Annotated in this window: 2 protein-coding genes; both read right to left on the bottom strand. The window is 74.7% G+C overall.

Annotated features, from left to right (window positions below):
• The coding region (locus tag D581_RS0135660) for a type I polyketide synthase (protein WP_018961896.1) at nt 1-7,388 on the bottom strand (7,388 nt) is incomplete at its 3' end.
• A gap of 37 nt (nt 7,389-7,425) precedes the next feature.
• Entirely contained in the window at nt 7,426-22,830 is a 15,405-nt protein-coding gene (locus D581_RS0135655) for a type I polyketide synthase (RefSeq protein ID WP_018961895.1), read from the bottom strand.
• Between the last annotated feature and the right edge of the window lie 13 nt (nt 22,831-22,843).

Raw genomic sequence — 22,843 nt, 5'->3', positions numbered from 1 at the left:
GCGGCCACCTCACCCTGCGAATGACCCACCACGCCGTCCACGGCGACACCGAACGACCGCCACACCTCCGCCAGCGACACCATCACCGCCCACAACACCGGCTGCACCACATCAACCCGCGCCAACAACCGCTCCGAACCCAACGCCTCCGCCAACGACCAATCCACATAAGGCCCCAGAGCCCGCTCACACTCACCCATCCGCCCCGCGAAGGCCTCCGACTCCCCCAACAACTCCGCAGCCATCCCCACCCACTGCGACCCCTGACCCGGGAAAACCAGCACCGAACGGCCGGAAACCAGCCCTCCGCCGGACACCGCAGCCCCCTGTGACAGCGCGGTGAGGTGCTCGGCGAGGTTCTCCTCCGTGCCCACCAGCGCCACGCGGTGTCCCAGCGCACTGCGGCCCGTGGCCAGGGAGAAGGCCACGTCCGCCGCGCGGACGCCCGACCCGTCCGTGAGCCGGGCCGACAGAGCCGCGGCCTGGGCGCGCAGTGCTTCCGGAGTGCGGGCCGAGAGGAGCAGGGGGACGGCGGCGGGTACGGTCTCCGGTGTCCCGGACCCGTCGATGAGCTGGTCTGCGGCAGGTTTCGGGTCGGCCGGGGCCTGTTCGAGGATGACGTGGGCGTTGGTGCCACTGACGCCGAAGGAGGAGACACCCGCGCGGCGCGGACTGCCCGTTTCGTCCCACGTACGGGCCTCGGTCAGCAACTGTCCGGCCCCCGCCGACCAGTCCACCTCAGGCGTCGGACCGTCCACGTACAGCGTCTTGGGCATCACCCCGTGCCGCAGGGCGAGTACCGACTTGATGACCCCTGCCACACCTGCGGCTGCCGAGGCGTGTCCGATGTTGGACTTCAGCGACCCGATCCAGACGGGACGGTCCACCGGCCGGTCCTGCCCGTACGTCGCCAGCAGCGCCTGTGCCTCGATCGGATCACCCAACCGGGTCCCCGTCCCGTGCGCCTCCACCACATCCACATCCGACGCCGTCAGCCCCGCGTCCGCCAGTGCCGCCCGGATCACCCGCTGCTGCGACGGACCGTTCGGCGCCGTCAGACCATTGCTCGCACCGTCCTGGTTCGTGGCCGAACCCCTTACCACCGCCAGCACCGGATGCCCATGACGCCGCGCGTCCGACAACCGCTCCACCAGCAGCATCCCCACGCCCTCCCCGAAGGCGGTCCCGTCGGCTGCCGCCGCGAAGGACTTGCAGCGGCCGTCCGGGGCGAGCCCGCCCTGTCGGCTGAACTCGACGAAGAGTTCGGGGCTGCACATCACGTTGACACCGCCGGCCAGGGCGAAGGAGCACTCGCCCGAGCGCAGCGCCCGTACCGCGAGATGCAGGGCCACCAGCGACGACGAGCACGCCGTGTCCACCGTGACGGCGGGGCCTTCCAGGCCGAAGAAGTAGGCCAGGCGTCCGGAGACGATGCTTCCCGAGTTTCCGGTGCCGAGGAATCCTTCGACGTCCTCGGGGATGTAGGGCAGCAGCCGGGCTGCGTAGTCCTGCTGCATCAGGCCGACGTACGTGCCGACCGGGGCGCCGCGCAGGGTGGACGGGTCGATGGCCGCGCGCTCGAAGAGTTCCCAGGTGGTCTCCAGGAGCAGCCGCTGCTGCGGGTCCATGGCCAGGGCCTCGCGCGGGGAGATGCCGAAGAACTCCGCGTCGAAGTCGGCCGCGTCGTGGAGGAAGCCGCCGTGGCGGGTGTAGGAGGTGCCGGTGCGGTCGGGATCGGGGTCGTAGAGCGTGTCCAGGCTCCAGCCCCGGTCGGTGGGGAACCCGGAGATGCCGTCGCGGCCCTCGTCCAGCATCCGCCACAGGTCCTCGGGGGAACGGACACCGCCGGGGAGACGGCAGGCCACGGAGACGATCGCGATCCGGTCGTCGTCCGCGTCCCGGTTCCGGTCGGCCGGCCGCGCGGGTACGGAGGGTGTGTAGGCCGTTGTCGTGGCGGCATTCGGGGCCCTGAGTCCGGCGCCCAGGAAGGCAGCGAGCGCCGCCGGGGTCGGGTGGTCGAACACCAGGCCTGCGGGGAGGCGCAGGCCGGTGGCGGTGTTGAGGCGGTTGCGCAGTTCCACCGAGGCCAGCGAGTCGAATCCCAGTTCGCGGAAGGCACGTCCGGGGTCGAGGGTGTCCGGGGCGGGGTGGCCGAGGACGGCTGCCGCGTGGGTGCGGACGAGTTCGACGAGCAGCCGGGTCCGTCCGCCCGCGTCGAGGGCCGCGAGGCGGTGACGCAGGGCGTTGTCGTCGGCCGCCGCCTCCGCGCCCGCGGCGGCCCGGCGCGGCGGGGTGCGCGCCAGGCCGCGCAGCAGCGGTGGCAGGGTTTCGGCCGTGGCCGCAGACCGCAGGGCGGCGCTGTCGAGGCGCATCGGGACCAGGGCGGCCCGGTCCACGGTGAGCGCGGTGTCGAATAGCGCGAGTCCCCGCTCGGTGGAGAGCGGCGGCATCCCGGACCGGGCAAGGCGGCGTACGTCGTCCTCGTCCAGGTGTCCGGTGAGGGCGCTGGGCTGCTCCCACAGGGTCCAGGCCAGCGACTGGCCCGCCAGTCCCGCCGTCCGGCGCCGGACGGCGAGGGCGTCGAGGAAGGCGTTGGCGGCGGCGTAGTTGGCCTGTCCGGGGCCGCCGAAGGTGCCCGCGGCCGAGGAGAAGAGTACGAAGTGGGTGAGGTCGAGGTCGCGGGTCAGTTCGTGCAGGTGGAGGGCGGCCTCGGCCTTGGGGCGCAGGACGGCGTCCACGCGTTCGGGCGTGAGCGCGGTGACGACGCCGTCGTCGAGGGTGCCCGCCGTGTGGATCACGGCGGTCAGCGGGTGGGCGGGCGGGAGGTCCGCGAGTACGGCGGCCAAGGCGTCCCGGTCAGCGGCGTCGCAGGCGACGACGGCGGTCTCGGCACCCAACTCGGCTAGTTCGGAACGGAGTTCCTCCGCTCCGGCGGCGGCCGGGCCGCTGCGGGAGAGCAGCAGCAGGTACCGGACGCCGTGCGCGGTGACCAGGCGGCGGGCGATGTGGGAGCCGAGTAGGCCGGTACCGCCGGTGATCAGGACCGTACCGTCCGGGTCGAAAGACGGGAGGGGCCCGGCCGCGTCGTCCGAGGGGTCCGGGGCGTTCTTGAGGACCCGGACCAGCCGGGGTACGCGGACGTCGCCGCCGCGCACCGCGGACTCCGGTTCCCCCGAGGCTAGGGCGGCGGCGACGCCCGGGAAGGTGCCGTGTTCGTCGTCGGGGTCGAGGTCGAGCAGGGCGAAGCGCCCGGGGTGTTCGGAGCGGGCCGAACGGACCAGCCCCCAGAGCGCGCTGTGCGCGGGGTTGCGTACGTCCTCCCCTTCCCCGGCTTCCCCGGCGCTGACCGCGCCCCGGGTGGCGAACACCAGGCGCGCGCCCGCCAAGCGGTCGTCGGCGAGCCAGGTCTGTACGTCGGTGAGGGCCTGGTGGACGGCCGCGCGGACCGCGGCGGCCGGTCCGGCCGCGTCCGGCTCCCCACAGACGAGCAGGACCGTTCCGGGCACCGGGGCTCCGGCGTTGACGGCGGCCTGCAGTGTGGCCAGGTCTGCGGTGCGGTGGACGGGTGCGCCGCCGGCGCGCGGGGGTGCGGTGACCCATTCCGTGGCGTAGAGGTCCTGGTGGCGGCGGCCTTGAGACGCTCGGTCGGCGCCGAGGGCGAGCGTTCCGGCGGGCCGCAGGACCAGCGCGTCGACGGTCGCCACGGGGGCACCGGTCGCGTCGGCGACGGCGAGCGTCACCGCGTCGGGTCCGGCCGGGGCGAGCCGGACGCGGATCACCCCGGCGCCGGTGGCGTGCAGGGTGACACCGTTCCAGGAGAACGGCAGCCGTCCCCCGGGGTGGGCGTCCGCGCCGGGGGCGCCGGGCACGCCGGTGGCGTGCAGGGCCGCGTCCAGCAGGGCCGGGTGGAGGCCGAAGCGGTCGGCGTCGGGGGCGGTCACGGTGGCCTCCGCGAACAGTTCGTCGCCGCGCCGCCAGGCCGCGCGCAGGCCCTGGAAGGCGGGACCGTAGGCGAATCCGCCCGCCGCGAAGCGGTCGTACAGCCCGTCGAGGTCGAGGGGTTCGGCGCCGGGCGGCGGCCATGGCATCGGCCCGCCGGCCCCGGTGGCTTCGGCGCCGTCCTGGGCCAGGACGCCTTCGGCGTGCCGGGTCCACTCGTCGTCGAAGTCTCCGTCGGCGGTGGTGTCCGGCCGGGAGTGCAGGCTGAGCGGGCGGTGGCCCAGGGAGTCGGGAGCGCCCACGGTGAGGCGCAGTACGGTGCCGCCGTGCTCGGGCAGCACCAGGGGGGCCTCAAGGGTGAACTCCTCGACCCGGGGGCAGCCGACGCGGGCTCCGGCCTGGAGTGCGAGTTCCAGGAAGGCGGTGCCCGGGAGGAGTGCCCGGCCGCCGACGGCGTGGTCGGTGAGCCACGGATGGGTGCGGGCCGACAGTCGGCCGGTGAGGAGCAGGCCGTCGCTGTCGGCGAGGAGCACGACGGCGCCCAGCAGAGGATGGCCGGCGGGGGTCAGTCCGGCGGAGGTGACGTCGGCGGTGGGTGCGGCGCCGTCCTCCAGCCAGTACGGGGCGCGCTGGAAGGCGTAGGTGGGCAGTTCCACCCGTCCGGGGCGGCGGCCGGCGAAGACGGTGTCCCAGTCCGGGGAGACTCCGCGCAGATGGAGTTCGGCCAGGGACTCGGTGAACCGGCGCGGGCCGCCGTCGTCGCGGCGCAGGGTGCCCAGGGCGGTGGCGTCGGCGCCCGCGTCCTCGACGGTCTCCAGCATCCCGACGGTGAGGACCGGGTGGGGGCTGCTCTCCAGGAGGACCTGGTAGCCGTCCGCGAGCAGGGCGCGCGTGGCCTGTTCGAAGCGGACGGTGCCGCGCAGGTTCCGGTACCAGTAGTCGGCGTCGAGGACGGAGGTGTCCTCCAGCAGGGCGCCGTCGACCGTGGAGTAGAAGGGGACGGCGGACGGACGCGGGGTCACCCCGTCCAGTTGGGTGAGCAGTTCCGTACGGATGTCCTCGACGTGGGCGCTGTGCGAGGCGTAGTCGACAGGGATGCGCCGGCTGCGGATGTCCAGGGCCGCCGTCCAGTCGAGGAAGGCGTCGAGCGCGTCGGTGTCGCCGGAGACGACGGTGGAGGCGGGTCCGTTGACGGCGGCGACGGAGAGCCGGCCCTCCCAAGAGGCGAGGTGTTCGGTGACCTGTTCGGCGGGCAGGGCCACCGAGGCCATGCCGCCGCGTCCGGCCAGGGCGCGGATGGCCCGGCTGCGCAGGGCGACAATCCGAGCGGCGTCGTCCAGGGAGAGGGCTTCGGCGACGCACGCGGCGGCGATCTCGCCCTGGGAGTGGCCGATGACGGCGCCGGGGGTGATGCCGTGGGAGCGCCACAGTTCGGCGAGGGAGACCATGACGGCCCAGAGCACCGGCTGCACCACGTCGACGCGTTCGCCCGGCGGGGTGCCGGGGGCGCCGCGCAGGACGGCTTCCAGGGACCAGTCGACGTAGGGGGCCAGGGCAGCCTCGCACTCCGCGAAGCGGGCGGCGAAGGCGGGGGCGGAGTCGAGGAGTTCGACGGCCATGCCGGCCCATTGGGACCCCTGCCCGGGGAAGACGAGGGCGACCTGTCCGCCGGTTCCGGCAACGCCGCCGACCAGGCCGGGGACGGTACGTCCGGCCGCCAGGGCGTCGAGGCCGTCCCGGAACTCGTCGGGGTGTGCCCCGATCAGGACCGCCCGGTGCTCGTGCGCGGCGCGGGTCGTGGCGAGGGCGTGGCCGACCTCGGCCGGGCCGGGTCCGGGGTGCGCGTCGAGGTGGTCGCGGAGCCGTTCGGCCTGGGCGCGCAGCGCTTCGGCGGTGCGTCCGGAGAGCACCCAGGGGAAGACGGGTGGCGGTGTGCCGTACGGGGCCGGGGTGTGCCGGGCCGTGTCCTGGCCGACGGGGGCGTCGGAGCTGCCCTGGGCGTCCGGTTCTCCGTGCTCGGCGGGGACTCCGGGGGCGTCCGCCCGTTCTCCGTCCGCCCGTTCTTCCTCCGCCTGCTCCAGGACGACATGTCCGTTGGTACCGCTGACGCCGAACGAGGAGACCGCCGCCCGGCGCGGCCGTCCGGTCTCGGGCCAGGGGGTGTTCGCGGTGACCAGGCGTACCGCGCCCGCCGTCCAGTCGATCTGCGGGGAGGGGTCCTGCGCGTGCAGGGTGGGCGGGACGGTGCCGTGCCGCAGGGCGAGGACGGTCTTGATGACGCCGCCGACTCCGGCCGCCGCCTGGGTGTGCCCGATGTTGGACTTGAGCGAGCCGAGGAGCAGCGGCTGGCCGTCCGCGCGGTCCTGCCCGTAGGTGGCCAGCAGGGCCTGGGCCTCGATCGGGTCGCCCAGCGGGGTGCCGGTGCCGTGCGCCTCGACCACGTCCACGTCGGCGGGGGTGAGTCCCGCGTTGGCCAGGGAGTGGCGGATGACGCGCTGCTGGGCGGGGCCGTTGGGGGCGGTGAGCCTGCTGCTGGCGCCGTCCTGGTTGACGGCGGTGCCACGGATCAGGGCGAGGACCGGGTGGCCGTTGCGCCGGGCGTCGGAGAGGCGCTCCAGCAGGAGCATGCCGACGCCCTCGCCCCAGCCGGTGCCGTCGGCGGAGGCGGCGAAGGACTTGCAGCGGCCGTCCCGGGCCAGGCCGCCCTGGCGGCTCATCTCCACGAACGGGACGGGTGTCGACATGACCATCGCGCCCCCGGCCAGGGCCAGGGTGCAGTCGCCGGATCGCAGGGCCTGGGCGGCGAGGTGGATGGCGACCAGCGAGGAGGAACAGGCGGTGTCGACGCTGACCGCCGGGCCCTCCAGGCCGAAGGTGTAGGCGACGCGGCCCGAGGCGACGCTGTCGGAGCTGCCGCTGCCGACGTACCCGGCCACGTCGTCGGGGACCTGGCGCAGCCGTACCGCGTAGTCCTGGTACATCACTCCGGCGAAGACGCCGGTCCTGCTGCCGCGCAGGGTCGCGGGGTCGATGCCGGCCCGTTCGAACGCTTCCCAGGTGGTCTCCAGGAGGAGCCGCTGCTGCGGGTCCATCGCGAGTGCTTCGCGCGGGGAGATGCCGAAGAACCCGGGGTCGAAGTGGCCGACGTCATCGAGGAAGCCGCCCAGGGCGGTGTGGCTGGTGCCCTCGCGCAGGCGTTCCGGGTCGTCCAGGTGGTCGAGGTCCCAGCCCCGGTCACGGGGGAATCCGGTGATGGCGTCGGTCCCGTCCGTGACCAGGCGCCAGAGGTCCTCGGGGGACCGTACGCCGCCGGGGTAGCGGCAGCTCATCGCGACGACCGCGATGGGTTCGCGGCCCGCTTCCTCCGCTTCGGTCAGGCGTCGGCGGGTGCGGTGCAGGTCCGCCGTCACGCGCTTGAGGTAGTCCCTCAGCTTGTCGTCGTTCACCATCGGGAGCCGCCGTCCTGGTTCGCGTGTCGGTTCGGTGTCATGACAGGCCGAGCTCGTTGTCGATGAGGTCGAAGAGTTCGTCGTCGCTGGCGCCGTCCATGCGGTCCTCGAGGGAGTCGGCCGCTGTGCCGTCGCCCGCGGTGGCCGCCGGGTCGAGGCGCCCCAGGAGTTCCCGGAGCCGGCCCGCGAGCCGTTCGCGGACGGCCGGGTCGTCGACGCCGCCGTCGAGTGCGCCTTCCAGGCGGTCCAGTTCGGCGAGGCCAGGGGCCGGGCCGGGTGCAGCGTCGGGGACGAGTTCGGCGGCGAGGTGTGCGGCGATGGCGGCCGGGGTGGGGTGGTCGAAGAGCAGGGTGGCCAGCAGGGGGTGGCCGGTGGCGGCGCGCAGCCGGTTGCGCAGTTCCACCGCCGTCAGCGAGTCGAAGCCGACCTCCAGCAGGCCGCGTCCGGGCTCGACCTCGGCCGGGCCGCTGTGGCCGAGGACCAGGGCGGCGTGGGTGCGGACCAGGTCGAGGAGGACCCGGCCGCGCCGGGTCTCGTCGAGGGAGCCGAGGCGCTGCTTCAGCGCTTCGGGCCCGTCGGGGCCGGTGGCGGTGGCGGGGCCCGCGACGGCACGCCGGGCGGCGGGGCGCACGAGGCCGCGCAGCAGGGCGGGTACGCCGCCTGCAAGGGCCTGGGCGCGGACGGCGACGGTGTCGAGCCGCAGCGGGAGGAGCACCGGTTCGTCGAGGGTGGCGGCCGTGTCGAACAGGGCCAGTCCCCGGTCCGGTGCGAAGGCGACGATCCCGCCCCGGGCGATCCGTCGCAGGTCGGCCTCCGTGAGCCCGCCGGTCATCCCGGTGCTGTTGGCCCACAGGCCCCAGGCGAGGGAGCGGCCGGGCAGCCCGTCGGCGCGGCGCCGGTGGGCCAGTGCGTCGAGGAAGGCGTTGGCTGCGGCGTAGTTGCCCTGGCCCATGCCGCCGAAGACTCCGGCGATGGAGGAGAAGAGGACGAACTCGGAGAGGTCCAGTCCGGCGGTGAGTTCGTGCAGGTTGACGGCGGCGTCCACCTTGGGGCGCAGGACGAGGTCCAGTTGCACAGGCGTCATGGTGGCGACGACGGCGTCGGCCAGCACCCCGGCCGCGTGGATCACCCCGGTCAGGGGGTGTGCGGCAGGCACGGCGGCCAGCAGGGCGGCCAGGGCGTCGCGGTCGGCGGCGTCGCAGGCGGTGATCTCGGCGTGCGCGCCCAGGGCGGCGAGTTCGGCGACGAGTTCCGCCGCGCCGTCGGCGGCGGGGCCGCTGCGGCTGGTCAGCAGCAGGTGCCGGACGCCGTGTTCGGCGGCCAGGTGGCGGGCGATGTGGGCGCCGATGGCGCCGGTGCCGCCGGTGATCAGGACGGTCCCGTCACCGGACCAGCCGGGGGTGCGGCCGGGGGCGGCCAGCGGTACGCGGGCGAGCCGGGCGGTGTGGACGGCCCCGGCCCGGATCGCGAGCTGGGGCTCCCCGGACACGAGGGCTTCGGCGAGGACTGCGGGCGGGGTCTCTTGGGCGTCCAGGTCCAGCAGGACGAAGCGGTAGGGGTTCTCGGTCTGGGCCGAGCGGACCAGGCCCCAGAGCGCGGCCAGGGCAGGGTCCGGGACGTCGTCGCCGGTCACCGGCACCGCGCCCGCGGTGACCAGGACCAGCCGGGAGCCGGTCAGGCGCTCGTCGGCCAGCCAGCCGCGCAGCAGGTCGAGGACCGCGCCGAGGCCGTCGTGGACCGCGTCGCGGAGGGTGCCGGGCGGCGCGTCCGGGACGGGTCCGGGCGGGCAGGGGGTCAGGACCAGCCGGGGCGGCTGCTCGCCCGTGTCGAGCAGGGCGGAGAGCGCGGCGAGGTCGGTGACCGTACGGCCGGGGAGCGGCACGGCGCAGGGCAGGGGGGTCCCGGTGCCGAGCACGGTCCAGGACTCCGGGTCGGGGACGGTGTCCGCCGCCGTCCCGGTGCGCTCGGGCAGGGCGTGCCACTCGGGGCGGAAGAGTTCCTCGTGGTGTCCGGTGCGCGTGGCCCGGAAGCGGTCGGGCGAGACGGGCCGCAGGACGAGGGAGCGGGCCGAGACCACCGGCCGCCCGGTGCCGTCGGTCGCCCGTACGGTGACGGCGTCGCGGCCGGCCGGGGTCAGCCGCAGCCGGAGTTCGGTGGCGCCGGAGGCGTGCAGGCGCACCCCGTTCCAGGAGAACGGCAGCCAGCCCTGCGCGGGTCCTTCCAATACGTCGAAGACCAGCGCGTGCAGGGCCGCGTCCAGCAGGGCCGGGTGCAGGCCGAACGCGGCGGCGTGCGGCCGCTGTTCCTCCGGCAGGCTCGCTACGGCGTACACCTCGTCGCCCAGCCGCCAGGCCGCGCGCAGGCCCTGGAAGGCGGGGCCGTAGGCGAAGCCGCCGTCCGCGAAGCGGTCGTACAGACCGTCCGTGTCGAGGGGGACGGCTCCGGGCGGCGGCCAGGCCGCGGGGTCGCCGTCCGGGTCCTCCGGCTCGAAAAGGTCTGCCGGGCCGGGGTTCCTGGCGGGGGTGAGCAGGCCGCTCGCGTGCCGGGTCCAGGGGGCGTCGGGGCCGTCGTCGGCAGCGCGGGCGTGGACGCTCAGCGGGCGGGTGCCGGAGGCGTCCGGACTGCCGACGGTGAGCTGGAGGGCGACGGCTCCGCCCGGCGGGAGCACCAGCGGTGCCTCCAGGGTCAGTTCCTCGACCTGGTCGCAGCCGACCTGGTCCCCCGCGCGGACCGCGAGCTCCAGGAACGCGGTGGCGGGAAACAGCACCCCTTCGTAGACGCCGTGGTCGGCCAGCCAGGGGTGGCTGCGGACCGAGAACCTGCCGGTGAAGAGGAAGCCGTCGGAGTCCGCGAGTTCCGTTCCGGCGCCGAGCAGCGGGTGGTCGACGGTCCGGAGTCCGGCCGCGGGCAGGTCCGCGGTGGCCGGACCGGCCGCCAGCCAGTAGCTGCCGCGCTGGAAGGCGTAGGTCGGCAGGTCGACGGCGGGGCGGGACGGACCACCGGAGTGGATGGCGCTCCAGTCCACCGGGACGCCCGCGACGTGCAGTCGGGCCAGGGCGGTGGCCGCCGCGGGTGCCTCGGGCCGGTCATTACGCAGCAGCGGCAGCAGCAGGGGGGTGCCGGTGAGGGCGGCGGTACCGGTGACTTCGGAGCCTCCGACGGCTGCGGCGGCTCCGGTGGCTCCGGTCAGGCAGTCCTGGCCCAGGGCGGTGAGCGCGCCATCGGGTCCGAGTTCCAGGAACGCGGTGACGCCGTCGCGTTCCAGGTGCCGTACGCCGTCCTCGAAGCGGACGGTGCCGCGCACGTGCTCCACCCAGTAGTCCGGTGAGCCGAGTTGCTCGGAGGTGGCAGGCTCGCCCGTCAGGTCGGAGATGACGGGGATGGTGGCCGCCCCCGGGACGACCTGGGCAACGACCTCGCGGAACTCGGTGAGCATGGGCTCCATGAGGGGCGAGTGGAAGGCGTGGGAGACGCGCAGCCGACGGGTCTTGCGCCCGCGCGCGGCGAGTACGGCGGTGATCTCGTCGACCGCCGCTGCGTCGCCCGAAATCACGGTCGAGGCCGGGCCGTTGACCGCCGCGAGGCCTACGGCGCTCTCGCGGCCCGCGAGCAGCGGCAGCACCTCCTCCTCCCCGGCGGCGAGGGCGGCCATCGCGCCGCCCTCCGGGAGGGCCTGCATCAGCCGTCCCCGCGCGACCACCAGCCGTGCGGCGTCGGGCAGGGCGAACACGCCCGCGACATGGGCGGCGGCCAGCTCGCCCACGGAGTGGCCGAGCAGCCGGTCGGGACGTACGCCCCAGTGCTCGACAAGCCGGAACAGGGCGACGCCGAGGGCGAACAGGGCGGGCTGGGTGTACTCGGTACGGTCCAGCAGACCGTGGTCCGGATCGCCGGGGCCCGCGTCGATCACCTCCCGCAGCGGGCGGTCCAGCAGCGCGTCGAGTTCCGCGCAGACCGCGTCGAAGGCGTCGGCGAAGGCCGGGAACCGCGCGTACAGTCCGGCGCCCATGCCGGTGCGCTGGCTGCCCTGGCCGGGGAAGAGGAAGGCGGTCTTCGCCGCCGGACCGGTGACACCGCTCACCAGGTCCGCCGACGGCTCTCCGGCGGCGAGCGCGGCGAGCCCCTGGAGCAGGGCCCGCCGGTCCGTGCCGGTGAGGGCGGCCCGGTACTCGAAGGTGCTGCGGTTCAGAGCCAGGGAACGGCCCAGGTCCGCGGCGGCGAGGGCCGGGTGCCGCTCCACGTGCCGCAGCAGCCGGGCGGCCTGGGCGCGCAGCGCGGACGCGCTGCGGGCGGAGAGCAGCCAGGGCAGGGCGGGCGCGGTGGTGGCCGCCGGGTTCGGCACGGGGGTGTCGGGCAGGGACGGGCCGGAGGCGCCGGGGGTTGCGGAGGCGTCCGGGACGGCGAGGGTGCGGGGCGGAGCGGCGCCGGAGGCGTTGGGGGCGGCGGCCCGCGCCGGTTCGGATACATCAGGGTCAGCGGGCGCTCCGGTCCCGGCCGGTTCGCATACGTCGAGGCCAACGGACGCTCCGGTCCCTGCCCGCCCGGGCAGGGCGAAGGCATCCTCCGGAGCCTGCACCGGACCGGCGTCCGAAGCCGGTTCGGTGGGCTGTTCGAGGATGGTGTGGGCGTTGGTGCCGCTGACGCCGAACGACGACACGGCGGCCCGCCGGGGGCGCCCGGTCTCCGGCCACGGGGTGTCGTCGGTGAGCAGCCGGACCGCACCGGACGACCAGTCCACATGGGGGGTCGGCGTGTCGACGTTCAAGGTGCGCGGCAGCGCTCCGTGCCGCATGGCCTGCACCATCTTGATGATGCCGGCGACTCCGGCGGCGGCCTGGCTGTGCCCGATGTTCGACTTCAGCGACCCCAGCCACAGAGGCTCCCGCGCACCGCGTTCCCGGCCGTACGTGGCCAGCAGCGCCTGGGCTTCGATCGGGTCGCCGAGACGGGTGCCAGTGCCGTGCGCCTCCACCGCGTCGACCTCGGAGGCCGTCAGCCCGGCGTCCGCCAACGCAGCACGGATCACCCGCTGCTGGGAGGGGCCGTTGGGGGCGGTCAGGCCGTTGCTGGCGCCGTCCTGGTTGACGGCGGAGCCGCGTACGAGGGCGAGTACGGGGTGGCCGTTGCGCCGGGCGTCCGAGAGGCGTTCCAGGACGAGCAGTCCGGCGCCCTCGGCCCAGGAGGTGCCGTCGGCGGCGGCGGCGAACGGTTTGCAGCGGCCGTCCTCGGCCAGCACCCGTTGCCTGCTGAACTCCACGAACGCGCCCGGGGTGGACATCACGGTGACCCCGCCGGCGAGCGCCATCGAGCATTCGCCGGAGCGCAGCGACCGGGCCGCTAGGTGGACCGCGACCAGCGAGGAGGAGCACGCCGTGTCGATGGTCACCGCGGGGCCTTCGAGACCGAGACTGTAGGAGATGCGCCCGGACGCCACGCTGCCCGCGCTGCCGATGCCGAGGTAGCCTTCGAACTCCTCGGAGGGTTCGGTGACGCGCGACCCGTAGTCGTGGTGGCTGCATCCGACGAAGACGCCGCTCGGGCTGCCCTTGAGCGACAGCGGGTCAATGCCGGCCCGTTCGAAGGCCTCCCAGGAGAGTTCCAGCAGCAGCCGCTGCTGGGGGTCGATGGTCAGCGCCTCGCGCGGGGAGATCCCGAAGAAAGCCGGATCGAAGCGGTCGGCGTCGTGGAGGAAGCCGCCCTCCCGCGCGTAGGTGCTGCCGACCCGGTCCGGGTCGGGGTCGTAGAGGCCGTCCAGGTCCCAGCCTCGTCCGGTGGGGAAGCCGGTGATCGCGTCCTGCCCGCCCGCGACGAGCTCCCAGAGCTCCTCGGGGGTGCTGACGCCGCCGGGGTAGCGGCAGCTCATGGCGACCACGGCGATCGCCTCGTCCTCGGGCACCGCGACGGCCCCCAGCAGCTGCCGGGGGATGGCAGGCGCCTCGGTAGCGGGCGACCCCGGCAGTTCGGTGCGCAGGTGTCCGGCCAGGTCCGTGGCGGTGGGGTAGTCGAAGGCCAGGGTCACCGACAGCCGCAGGCCGGTGGCGGCGGCGAGCCGGTTGCGGAGTTCGACGGCGGTCAGCGAGTCGAAGCCGATGTCCTTGAACGCCTGGTCGGGTCCCACCGCCTCGGGCCTGGGGTGGCCGAGCACGGCGGCGACCTCGCGGCGGACCAGGTCCAGGAGCGCCCGGTCCCGTTCCGCCGGGGGCAGTGCGGCCAGCCGCAGGGCGGGCGGCTCGGCGCCGTCGGCCGTGCTCCGGGGCCCGCCCGGGGCGTCGAGCACCTCCCGTACCTCGGGCAGATCCCCGAGAGCGGGGCTGGGCCGGAGCGCGGTGTACGCCCGGGTGAAGCGGTCCCAGGCGAAGTCCGCGACGAGGACTGCCGTGTCGTCGTGGTCGAGGGCCCGGTGCAGCGCGAGCATGGCCGTGGCGGGGTCCATGGCGGGCAGGCCGTCGCGAATCAGCCGTTCGGCGACCGCTCCGGAGGCGAGGCTGTCGCCGCCCCACAGGCCCCAGGCCACCGAGGTGCCGGGCAGTCCGAGGTCGCGGCGGTGCCGGGCCAGCGCGTCGAGGTAGGCGTTGGCGGCGGCGTAACTGCCCTGGCCGGTGCCGCCGAGCGTGCCGGCCAGGGAGGAGAAGAGCACGAAGGCGGTGAGGTCGAGTTCCCGGGTGAGTTCGTCGAGGTTGCGGGCGCCGTCGAGCTTGGGGCGCAGGACCCCGGCCGCGCGTTCGGGGGTGATCGTGTCGATCACCCCGTCGTCGAGGATGCCCGCGGTGTGCAGCACGGCGCGGAGCGGGCGCTCGGCCGGAAGGCCGTCGAGCAGGTCCGCCAGCCCGTCGCGGTCTGCGACGTCACAGGCCGCGACGGTGACGGTGGCACCGAGTCCGCGCAGTTCGGCCAGGAGATCGTCGGCCCCCGGAGCCTGGGCACCGCGTCGGCTGGTGAGCAGCAGGTGCGCGGTACCGGTACGGGCGAGCCGGCGGGCGATCTGGGCGCCGAGGCCGCCGGTGCCGCCGGTGATCAGGACCGTGCCCTCGGGGGTCCAGTCGCGTGCGGGGGCGGTGTCACCGAGTCCGGCGTGGACGACCCTGCGGCCGTGGAGACCGGTGGCGCGTACGGCCAGTTGGTCCTCTCCGTCCGGGCCCGTCAGCGCTCCGGCGAGCCGGGTCGCGGCCCGGTCGTCGAGCCGTCGCGGCAGGTCGATCAGGCCGGCCCAGCGCTGCGGGTACTCGACACCGGCGACCCCGCCGAGCCCCCAGACCAGGGCCTGGAGCGTGCTGCCGATCCGGTCGGAGCGGCCGACCGACACCGCGCCCCGGGTGGCACACCAGAGCGGGGCGTCGGTGCCGAGGTCGCCCAGGGCCTGGAGGAGGGCGACCGTCAGGGTGAGGCCGCGGGGAAGCGCCGATCCCCCGTCGTGGGGTTCTTCGGCCAGGGCGAGCAGTGACAGGAGACCGGTGGGCGGCCCGTCGGTGCGGTCGTGGGCGTCGCGGAGGAGGGCGGCGAAGCGTGTCCGGTCGGTCGCGTCGGGGCCCGCCTCGACCAGGACGGGGGTGGCGCCGTGTCCCCGCAGGGAGTCCATGGCGAACGTGACGGCCGGGTCGTCGGCGTTTCCGGCCGGGGCGACGACGAGCCAGCTGCCGGTGAGGCGGGGGCGTTCGAGGGTGGGCAGGGTCTTCCAGTCGACCCGGTAGCGCCAGTTGTCGGCGGTCCGGTCGTCGGCCCGGCCGCGTGCCCACGCGGCGAGGGTGGGCACCAGGGAGGCGAGGGAGGACCGCAGTTCCCCGTCCTCGACCCGCAGGGTGGTGGCGAGGGCGTCCAGGTCCCCGCGGTCGACGGCGCTCCAGAAGCCGGAGTCGGCCGGGCCGGCGCCGACCGGGCCGGGGCCGGTCGTAGTGGTGGCGGACCGGTCGGGGGCGGTGGGCTCCAGCCAGTAGCGCTGCTGCTGGAAGGCGTACGTGGGCAGGTGCCGCGTACGGGCTCCGGTTCCGGCGAACACCGTGCCCCAGTCCACCGGCACTCCGCTCACGTGGAGTTCGGTGAGCGCGGCGAGGAAGCGGCCGGGGCCGCCCTCGGTGCGGCGCAGGGTGCCGACGACGGCTCCGTCACCGATCCCGGCCGCTTCGACGGCCTGCTGGAGCCAGACGGTGAGAGCGGGGTGGGTGCTGCACTCGATGAAGATGTGGTGTCCGTCGGCGATGAGCGCGTCGACCGCCCGTCCGAACTCCACGGGGCGGCGCAGGTTCTTGTACCAGTACGCAGCGTCCAGGCCCAGGGTGTCCATGGGGCCGCCGCTGACCGTGGAGTAGAAGGGGATGGCGGAAGTCCGGGGCGTGGTGGGGCCGAGCAGGGTGAGTAGTTCCTCCCGGATCTCCTCCACCTGGGGCGAGTGGCCGGCGAAGTCCACCCCGGGGACCGGCCAGGTCAGGACGCCCTCCTCGGCGTACCGCTCGCTCAGCCGTTCCAGCGCCGCCGGGTCGCCGGAGACCGTCACCGACGTCGGCCCGTTGACGGCGGCGATGTCGAGCAGTCCGACGTGGTCGGCGAGCGCTTCGCGTACGGCTTCGGCGGGCTGCGGTACGAACAGCATGCCGCCTCGGCCGGTCAGGGCCGACAGGGCCCGGCTGCGCAGGGCGACGATGCGGGCCGCGTCGTCCAGCGAGAGCGCACCGGCCACACAGGCGGCGGCGATCTCCCCCTGGGAGTGGCCGACCACGGCGTCGGGGACGACCCCGTGCGCCCGCCACAGCTCGGCCAGCGACACCATCACGGCGAACAGCACGGGCTGCACCACGTCCACCCGGTCCAGCGGGGGCGCGTCGGGCTCCTCGCGCAGGACCGCGAGCGGCGACCAGTCCAGGTGCGGGGCAAGGGCGCGTTCACAGGCCGTGATCCGGTCGGCGAAGGCCGGGGCGTGGTCGAGCAGTTCCCGGGCCATGCCGACCCACTGGGACCCCTGGCCGGGGAAGACGAGGACGGTCCTGGACGACCGGGCGACGGTGCCCTCGACCAGGCCGGGTGCGCGGTCGCCGGCGGCCAGCGCCGCCAGGCCACCCAGCAGGGCCGTATGGTCGTCACTGACCACGGCCGCGCGGTGCTCGAAGGCGGTCCTGGTGGTCGCCAGCGAATGGCCGATGTCGGCGGACGACAGCTCCGGATGCTCCGTCAGATACGTGTGCAGTCGCTCCGCTTGGGCCTTGACCGCCTCGGCGGTCCGCCCGGACAGGACCCACGGGACGGCGGGGCGCGGGGCGCCCGCGGCCTTCTCGCCGGACTCGGCGGGGAGTTCGGGCATCGGCGCGGCCGGCGACGCGGGCGACGGAAGTGCGGCCTCGGCGGGCGGCTGCTCGATGACGACATGGGCGTTGGTGCCGCTCAGGCCGAACGAGGACACCCCGGCCCGGCGCGGCCGGCCGGTCTCCGGCCAGGGTGCGGCCTCGGTCAGCAGCTCGACGGCGCCCGCCGTCCAGTCGACGTTCGGGGACGGCCGGTCGATGTGCAGGGTCCGGGGCAGCTCGCCATGCGCCATGGCCAGCACCATCTTGATGATGCCGCCGACCCCGGCGGCGGCCTGGGTGTGCCCGATGTTCGACTTCAGCGAACCCAGCCTCAGCGGGCGGTCGGCGGGCCGGTCCTGGCCGTACGTGGCCAGCAGCGCGTCGGCCTCGATCGGATCACCCAGTCGGGTACCGGTGCCGTGCGCCTCCACCGCGTCCACGTCGGCGGCCGTCAGCCGGGCGTCGGCCAGCGCGTCGCGGATCACTCGCTGCTGGGCCAGGCCGCTGGGCGCGGTCAGGCCATTGCTCGCGCCGTCCTGGTTGATGGCGGAGCCGCGCAGCACCGCGAGCACCGGGTGGCCGTTGCGGCGGGCGTCCGAGAGGCGTTCCAGGACCAGCAGGCCCACGCCCTCGGCCATGCCGAATCCGTCGGCCGAGGCGGCAAAGGACTTGCAGCGCCCGTCCTCGGCGAGCCCCCGCTGGCGGCTGAAGCCGGTGAACGACAGCGGGGTGCCCATCACCGTGGCGCCGCCCGCCAGGGCCAGCGTGCATTCGCCCGAGCGCAGCGACCGCGCGGCGAGGTGGACCGCCACCAGTGATGAGGAGCAGGCCGTGTCCACCGTCACGGCGGGTCCCTGGAGGCCGAGTTGGTAGGCGACCCTGCCGGACAGGACGCTGGTGGAGATGCCCGCGACGAACAGGCCCTCCAGCTCTTCGGGGACCTCGCTTAGGGTGCCGCCGTACCCCTGGTAGGAGGCCCCTGCGAAGACTCCGGTCGGGGTGGAGTTCAGGGTCGTCGGGTCGATACCGGCGCACTCAATCGCCTCCCAGGAGGTTTCGAGCAGCAGGCGCTGCTGCGGGTCCATGGCCAGGGCCTCGCGCGGGGAGATCCCGAAGAAGGCCGGGTCGAACCGGTCCGCGTCCTGGATGAATCCACCCGCGGCGGCGTAGGTTTTGCCGGGCCGGTCGGGGTCCGCGTCGTACAGCGCGTCGAGGTCCCAGCCCCGGTCGGACGGCAGCCCGGAGACGGCGTCGCGCCCGTCGGCGACCAAGTGCCACAGGTCTTCGGGGGTGCGTACACCGCCGGGATAGCGGCAGCTCATGGAGACGATCACGATGGGGTCGTCGTCCTCGGTGGGGGCCGCAGGCGGGAGCTGCCGGGCGGGCGCGGGCTCCTCGGCGGCGCCCAGCAGTCCGGTCTCCAAGTGCCGGGCGAGCGCGGTGGCCGAGGCGTAGTCGAAGACGACGGTGACCGGGAGACGGAGGCCGGTGGCGGTGTTGAGCCGGTTGCGCATGTCCACGGCGGTCAGTGAGTCGAAGCCCAGGTCGCGGAAAGCGCGGCCGGGGGTGACCGCGTCCGGCGAACCGTGGCCGAGCACGGCGGCCGCGTGGGTCCGGACCAGGTCGACCAGCACCCGGGTCCGCTCGGCCGCAGGGAGGGGCTCCAGCCGGTCGCGCAACGCCGAGGAGGTCTCCTCGGCCCCAGTTCCGGCGGTCGCCCGTTCGGCGGCCAACGCGGCGCGAACCTCCGGGAGTTCACCGATCAGCGGGCTGGGGCGGGCCGAGGTGAACACCGTCGCGAAGCGGTCCCAGTCGATGTCGGCGACCACGGTCACCGTCTCGTCGTGGTCCAGGACCTGCTGGAGCCCGGTGATCGCCACCGCGGGCGGCATAAAGAGCACGCCGTGGCCGCGCAGGTTCTCCTCCACCAGCTCGGCGGCCATCCCGGCCCCGCCCTCGGGGTTCCAGATCCCCCACACCACGGAGGTCGCGGCGAGGCCACGGCTCCGGCGGTCCTCGGCAAGGCCGTCGAGGTAGGCGTTGGCGGCGGCGTAGGCGCCATGGACGGCGCTGCCCCACATCCCGGAGATGGAGGAGAACAGGACGAACGCGTCGAGCGTGTCCCGGTCGAAGAGCAGATCCAGGTTCCTGGCCCCACCGGCCTTGGCGTGGAGGGTGTCGGCGAACTCGTCCACGTCGGTGTCGGGCAGGGGCACCAGGAGCCCGGCGCCCGCCGCGTGGAAGACGGTGCTGATCCGGTGGCCGTCCTGTTCGAGGCCGTCCTTCAGGGCGCGCAGGGCGTCCAGGTCCCCGACGTCGCACGCGGCCAGGGTGACCTGCGGGCCGAGGGCGGCCAGCTCCTCGGAGAGCTCCCGCGCACCCGGTGCGTCCGCTCCGCCCCGGCTGACGAGCACTAGGTGTCCGGCGCCCCGCCGGGCCAGCCAGCGCGCGATCTGCGCGCCGATCCCGCCGGTGCCGCCGGTGATCAGCACGGTGCCCCCAGGCCGCCAGATCCGCCCCGACGCGGTGTCGCCCAAGGCGGACCGGACCAGCCGCCGGCCGTGGCAGCCACCGGCCCGTACGGCCACCTGGTCCTCGTCCCCGGCCGCACCGGCGAGCACCCGGCAGAGCCGGGGGCCGGTGTCCGCGTCCAGCACCTCCGGAAGGTCGATCAGACCGCCCCAGCGCTGCGGGAACTCCAGCGCGGCGACCCGGCCCAGCCCCCACAGCAGACTCTGGGCGGCGCTGACCGGGCTCCCGGTGTCCGGGCCCCCGACCGACACGGCACCCCGGGTCGCCCACCACAGGGGCGCGTCGATCGCGGCGTCACCGAGGGACTGCACCAGGGCCAGGTTGAGGGCGGTGCCCAGCGGGACGGAGGGGTGGGCGGAGTGCGGGCGCTCGTCGAGACCCAGCAGCGACAGCACGCCCGTCACCGGGCCGGGCAGCGCATCGAGGGAGACACGGAGCCGGTCGGCCAGCACGGCGCGGTCGGCCTCCGCCTCGGTGAGCCGTACGTGCACCACCGAGGCCCCGGCCCGCTCCATGACGTGGACGGCCGCCTCCGAGCGGCGCTCCCTGTCCTCGGGCTCACCGTCCGACGACAGGACGAGCCAACTGCCCTCCAGCGCGGCGGCCGGGAGCCCTTCGGGCAGGGCCCGCCAGGTCACGCGGTAGCGCCAGGAGTCGACCGCCGAGCGCTCGGTGCGCTCGGTGCGCCAGGTGGCGAGCGCGGGGAGTACCACGTTCAGGGGGTCCTCGGGCGCCACCCCGAGGGCCGTGGTGAACCGGTCCAGGTCACCCCCGCCCAGGGCATCCCAGAAGACGTCGCCCTCCGCATGCGTCCCGCCCCGAACGCCCGCCGCCGGGGCGGTGTCCTCCAGCCAGTACGGCTGGCGCTGGAAGGGGTAGGTGGGCAGGGGGACGCCGTCCGTACGGTGCCCGGCGAACACCCGGTCCCAGTCGGGCGTCAGACCGCCCGCGTAGGCCTCCCCCAAGGAGGTCAGGAAGCGGTCGAGGCCGCTCTCGCCACGCCGCAGCGTGCCGACGACCACGGCGGGGCCCTGCGCGGAGCCGGCGGTGTCGGCCCGGTCGGCGGTCTGCTGGACACCGAAGGTGAGCACGGGGTGCGGGCTGGCCTCGACGAAGAACCGGAACCCCTCCCCCAGCAGCGCGTCCGTCGCCTTGCCGAACTCGACGGTCCGACGGAGGTTCTGGTACCAGTACTCCGCGTCCAGGCCCTTGGTATCCAGCCAGCCGCCCGTCACCGTCGAGAAGAACGGCACCTCGCCGGAGAGAGGCGTGATGCCTTCCAGGTCGGAGAGCAACTGCTCACGGATCTCCTCCACATGGGAGGAGTGCGACGCGTAGTCCACCTCGACCGACCGTGCCCGGACCCCCTCCCCCACCAGCTCGTCCACCAGTGCCGTGACGGCGTCCGCGTCACCGGAAACCACCGTCACCGAAGGGCCGTTGACCGCCGCGACCGACAACCGGCCGCCCCATCCGGACAGCCGTTCCCGCACCACGTCCACCGGCAACGGCACCGACGCCATGCCACCCCGGCCCGCCAACACCCCCACCGCACGGCTACGCAAGGCCACCACCCGTGCCCCGTCGTCCAAGCTCAAGCCGCCCGCCACGCAGGCAGCGGCCACCTCACCCTGCGAATGACCCACCACGCCATCCACAGCCACACCGAACGACCGCCACACCTCCGCCAGCGACACCATCACCGCCCACAACACCGGCTGCACGACGTCGACCCGGGACAACAGCCGTTCCGAACCGAGCGCCTCCGCCAACGACCAATCCGCATAAGGCGACAGAGCCCGCTCACACTCACCCATCCGCCCCGCGAAGACCTCCGACTCCCCCAGCAACTCCGCAGCCATCCCCACCCACTGCGACCCCTGACCCGGGAAAACCAGCACCGAACGGCCGGACGACACCCGCTCGCCCCGCACCAGCCCCGGCACCGAGCGGCCGTCGGCCAGCGCCCTCACGCCGTCGATCAGCCGGTCCTGGTCGGTTCCCACGACCACGGCCCGGCGCTCGAAGGCGGTACGTGTGAGGGCGAGGGCACGGCCGGTGGCGGCGGGCCGCAGGGGACCGGGGCCGGCGCTCAGGTGGGCCAGCAGCCGGGCCGCCTGGTCGCGCAGCGCCTGCTCGGTACGCCCCGAGAGCACCCAGGGCAGCGGGTATACGGCACCGTCGGCAGCGGCTCCGGCCACCGGTTCGGCATCCTCCGCAGGGGCTGCCGGGTCCGCCGGGGCCTGCTCCAGGGGCGCCGGGGCCTGTTCCAGGATCAGATGGACGTTGGTGCCGCTGACGCCGAAGGCGGACACCCCGGCCCGGCGCGGACGGCCCGTTGCGTCCCAGGCGCGGGCCTCGGAGAGGAGCTCCACGGCCCCCGACGCCCAGTCCACCATGGGCGTCGGCCGGTCCGCGTGCAGGGTCCTGGGCAGTTCGCCGTGCTCCATCGCCAGCACCATCTTGATGACGCCGCCCACTCCGGCCGCCGCCGAGGTGTGGCCGATGTTCGACTTCAACGAGCCGAGCCACAACGGCCGTTTGGCGGGCCGGTCCTGGCCGTACGTGGCCAGCAGCGCCTGCGCCTCGATGGGGTCGCCCAGGGTGGTTCCGGTACCGTGGGCCTCCACCACGTCCACCTCGGACGCCGTCAGCCCCGCGTCCGCCAACGCCGCCCGGATCACCCGCTGTTGGGACGGGCCGCTCGGCGCCGTCAGGCCGTTGCTCGCGCCGTCCTGGTTCGTGGCCGAACCACGGATGACGGCCAGCACCTGGTGCCCGTTGCGGCGGGCGTCCGACAGCCGCTCCAGCAACAGGACGCCGACGCCCTCCGACCAGCCGGTCCCGTCCGCGTCGGCCCCGAACGCCTTGCAGCGGCCGTCGGCGGACAGCGCGCGCTGTCGGCTGAAGGCCACGAACGCGTCGGGGGTCGCCATCACCGACACCCCGCCCGCCAGGGCCAACGTGCAGTCGCCCGCCCGCAGGGCTCTGATCGCCAGGTGCAGGGCGACCAGGGAAGAGGAGCAGGCAGTGTCCACGGTGATGGCGGGCCCTTCCAGGCCCAGGGTGTAGGCGATCCGGCCGGAGACCACACTGCTCGCGGTCCCGGTGTCCAACAGGCCCTGGACGTCTGGGAGGTGGCGCGAACCCGCGCCGTAGCCGTTGCCGATCGCCCCGAGGAAGACGCCCGTGCAGGTGCGCCGTAACGTACGAGGGTCGATCGCGGCCCGCTCGACCGCCTCCCAGGCGGTCTCCAGTGCCAGCCGCTGCTGGGGGTCGGTCGCCAGCGCCTCGCGCGGCGAGATGCCGAAGAACTCCGCGTCGAACTCGGCCGCGTCGTGGAGGAAGCCGCCGTGCCGGGTGTAGGAAGTGCCGGGCCGCTCGGGGTCGGGGTCGTAGAGGCCCGCCAGATTCCAACCCCGGTCGACCGGCCAGGCGGAGATCGCGTCGGCGCCCCGGGAGACCACGCCCCACAGGAGTTCGGGGGTGCGGGCGCCGCCGGGGTAGCGGCAGGCCATGGAGACGATGGCGATCGGTTCGTGGCGGGCCTGTTCGGCCTCGCGGAGCTGCCTCCGGGCGTCACCGAGGTCTGCGGTGGCGCGCCTGAGGTAGTCGAGCAGCTTCTTGTCGTCGGACATCAGTGCCAGCTCT

This window comes from Streptomyces sp. CNB091 (assembly GCF_000377965.1).
The sequence above is the reverse complement of the archived record's forward strand: the minus strand, read 5'-3'. Positions and strand labels throughout refer to the sequence as shown.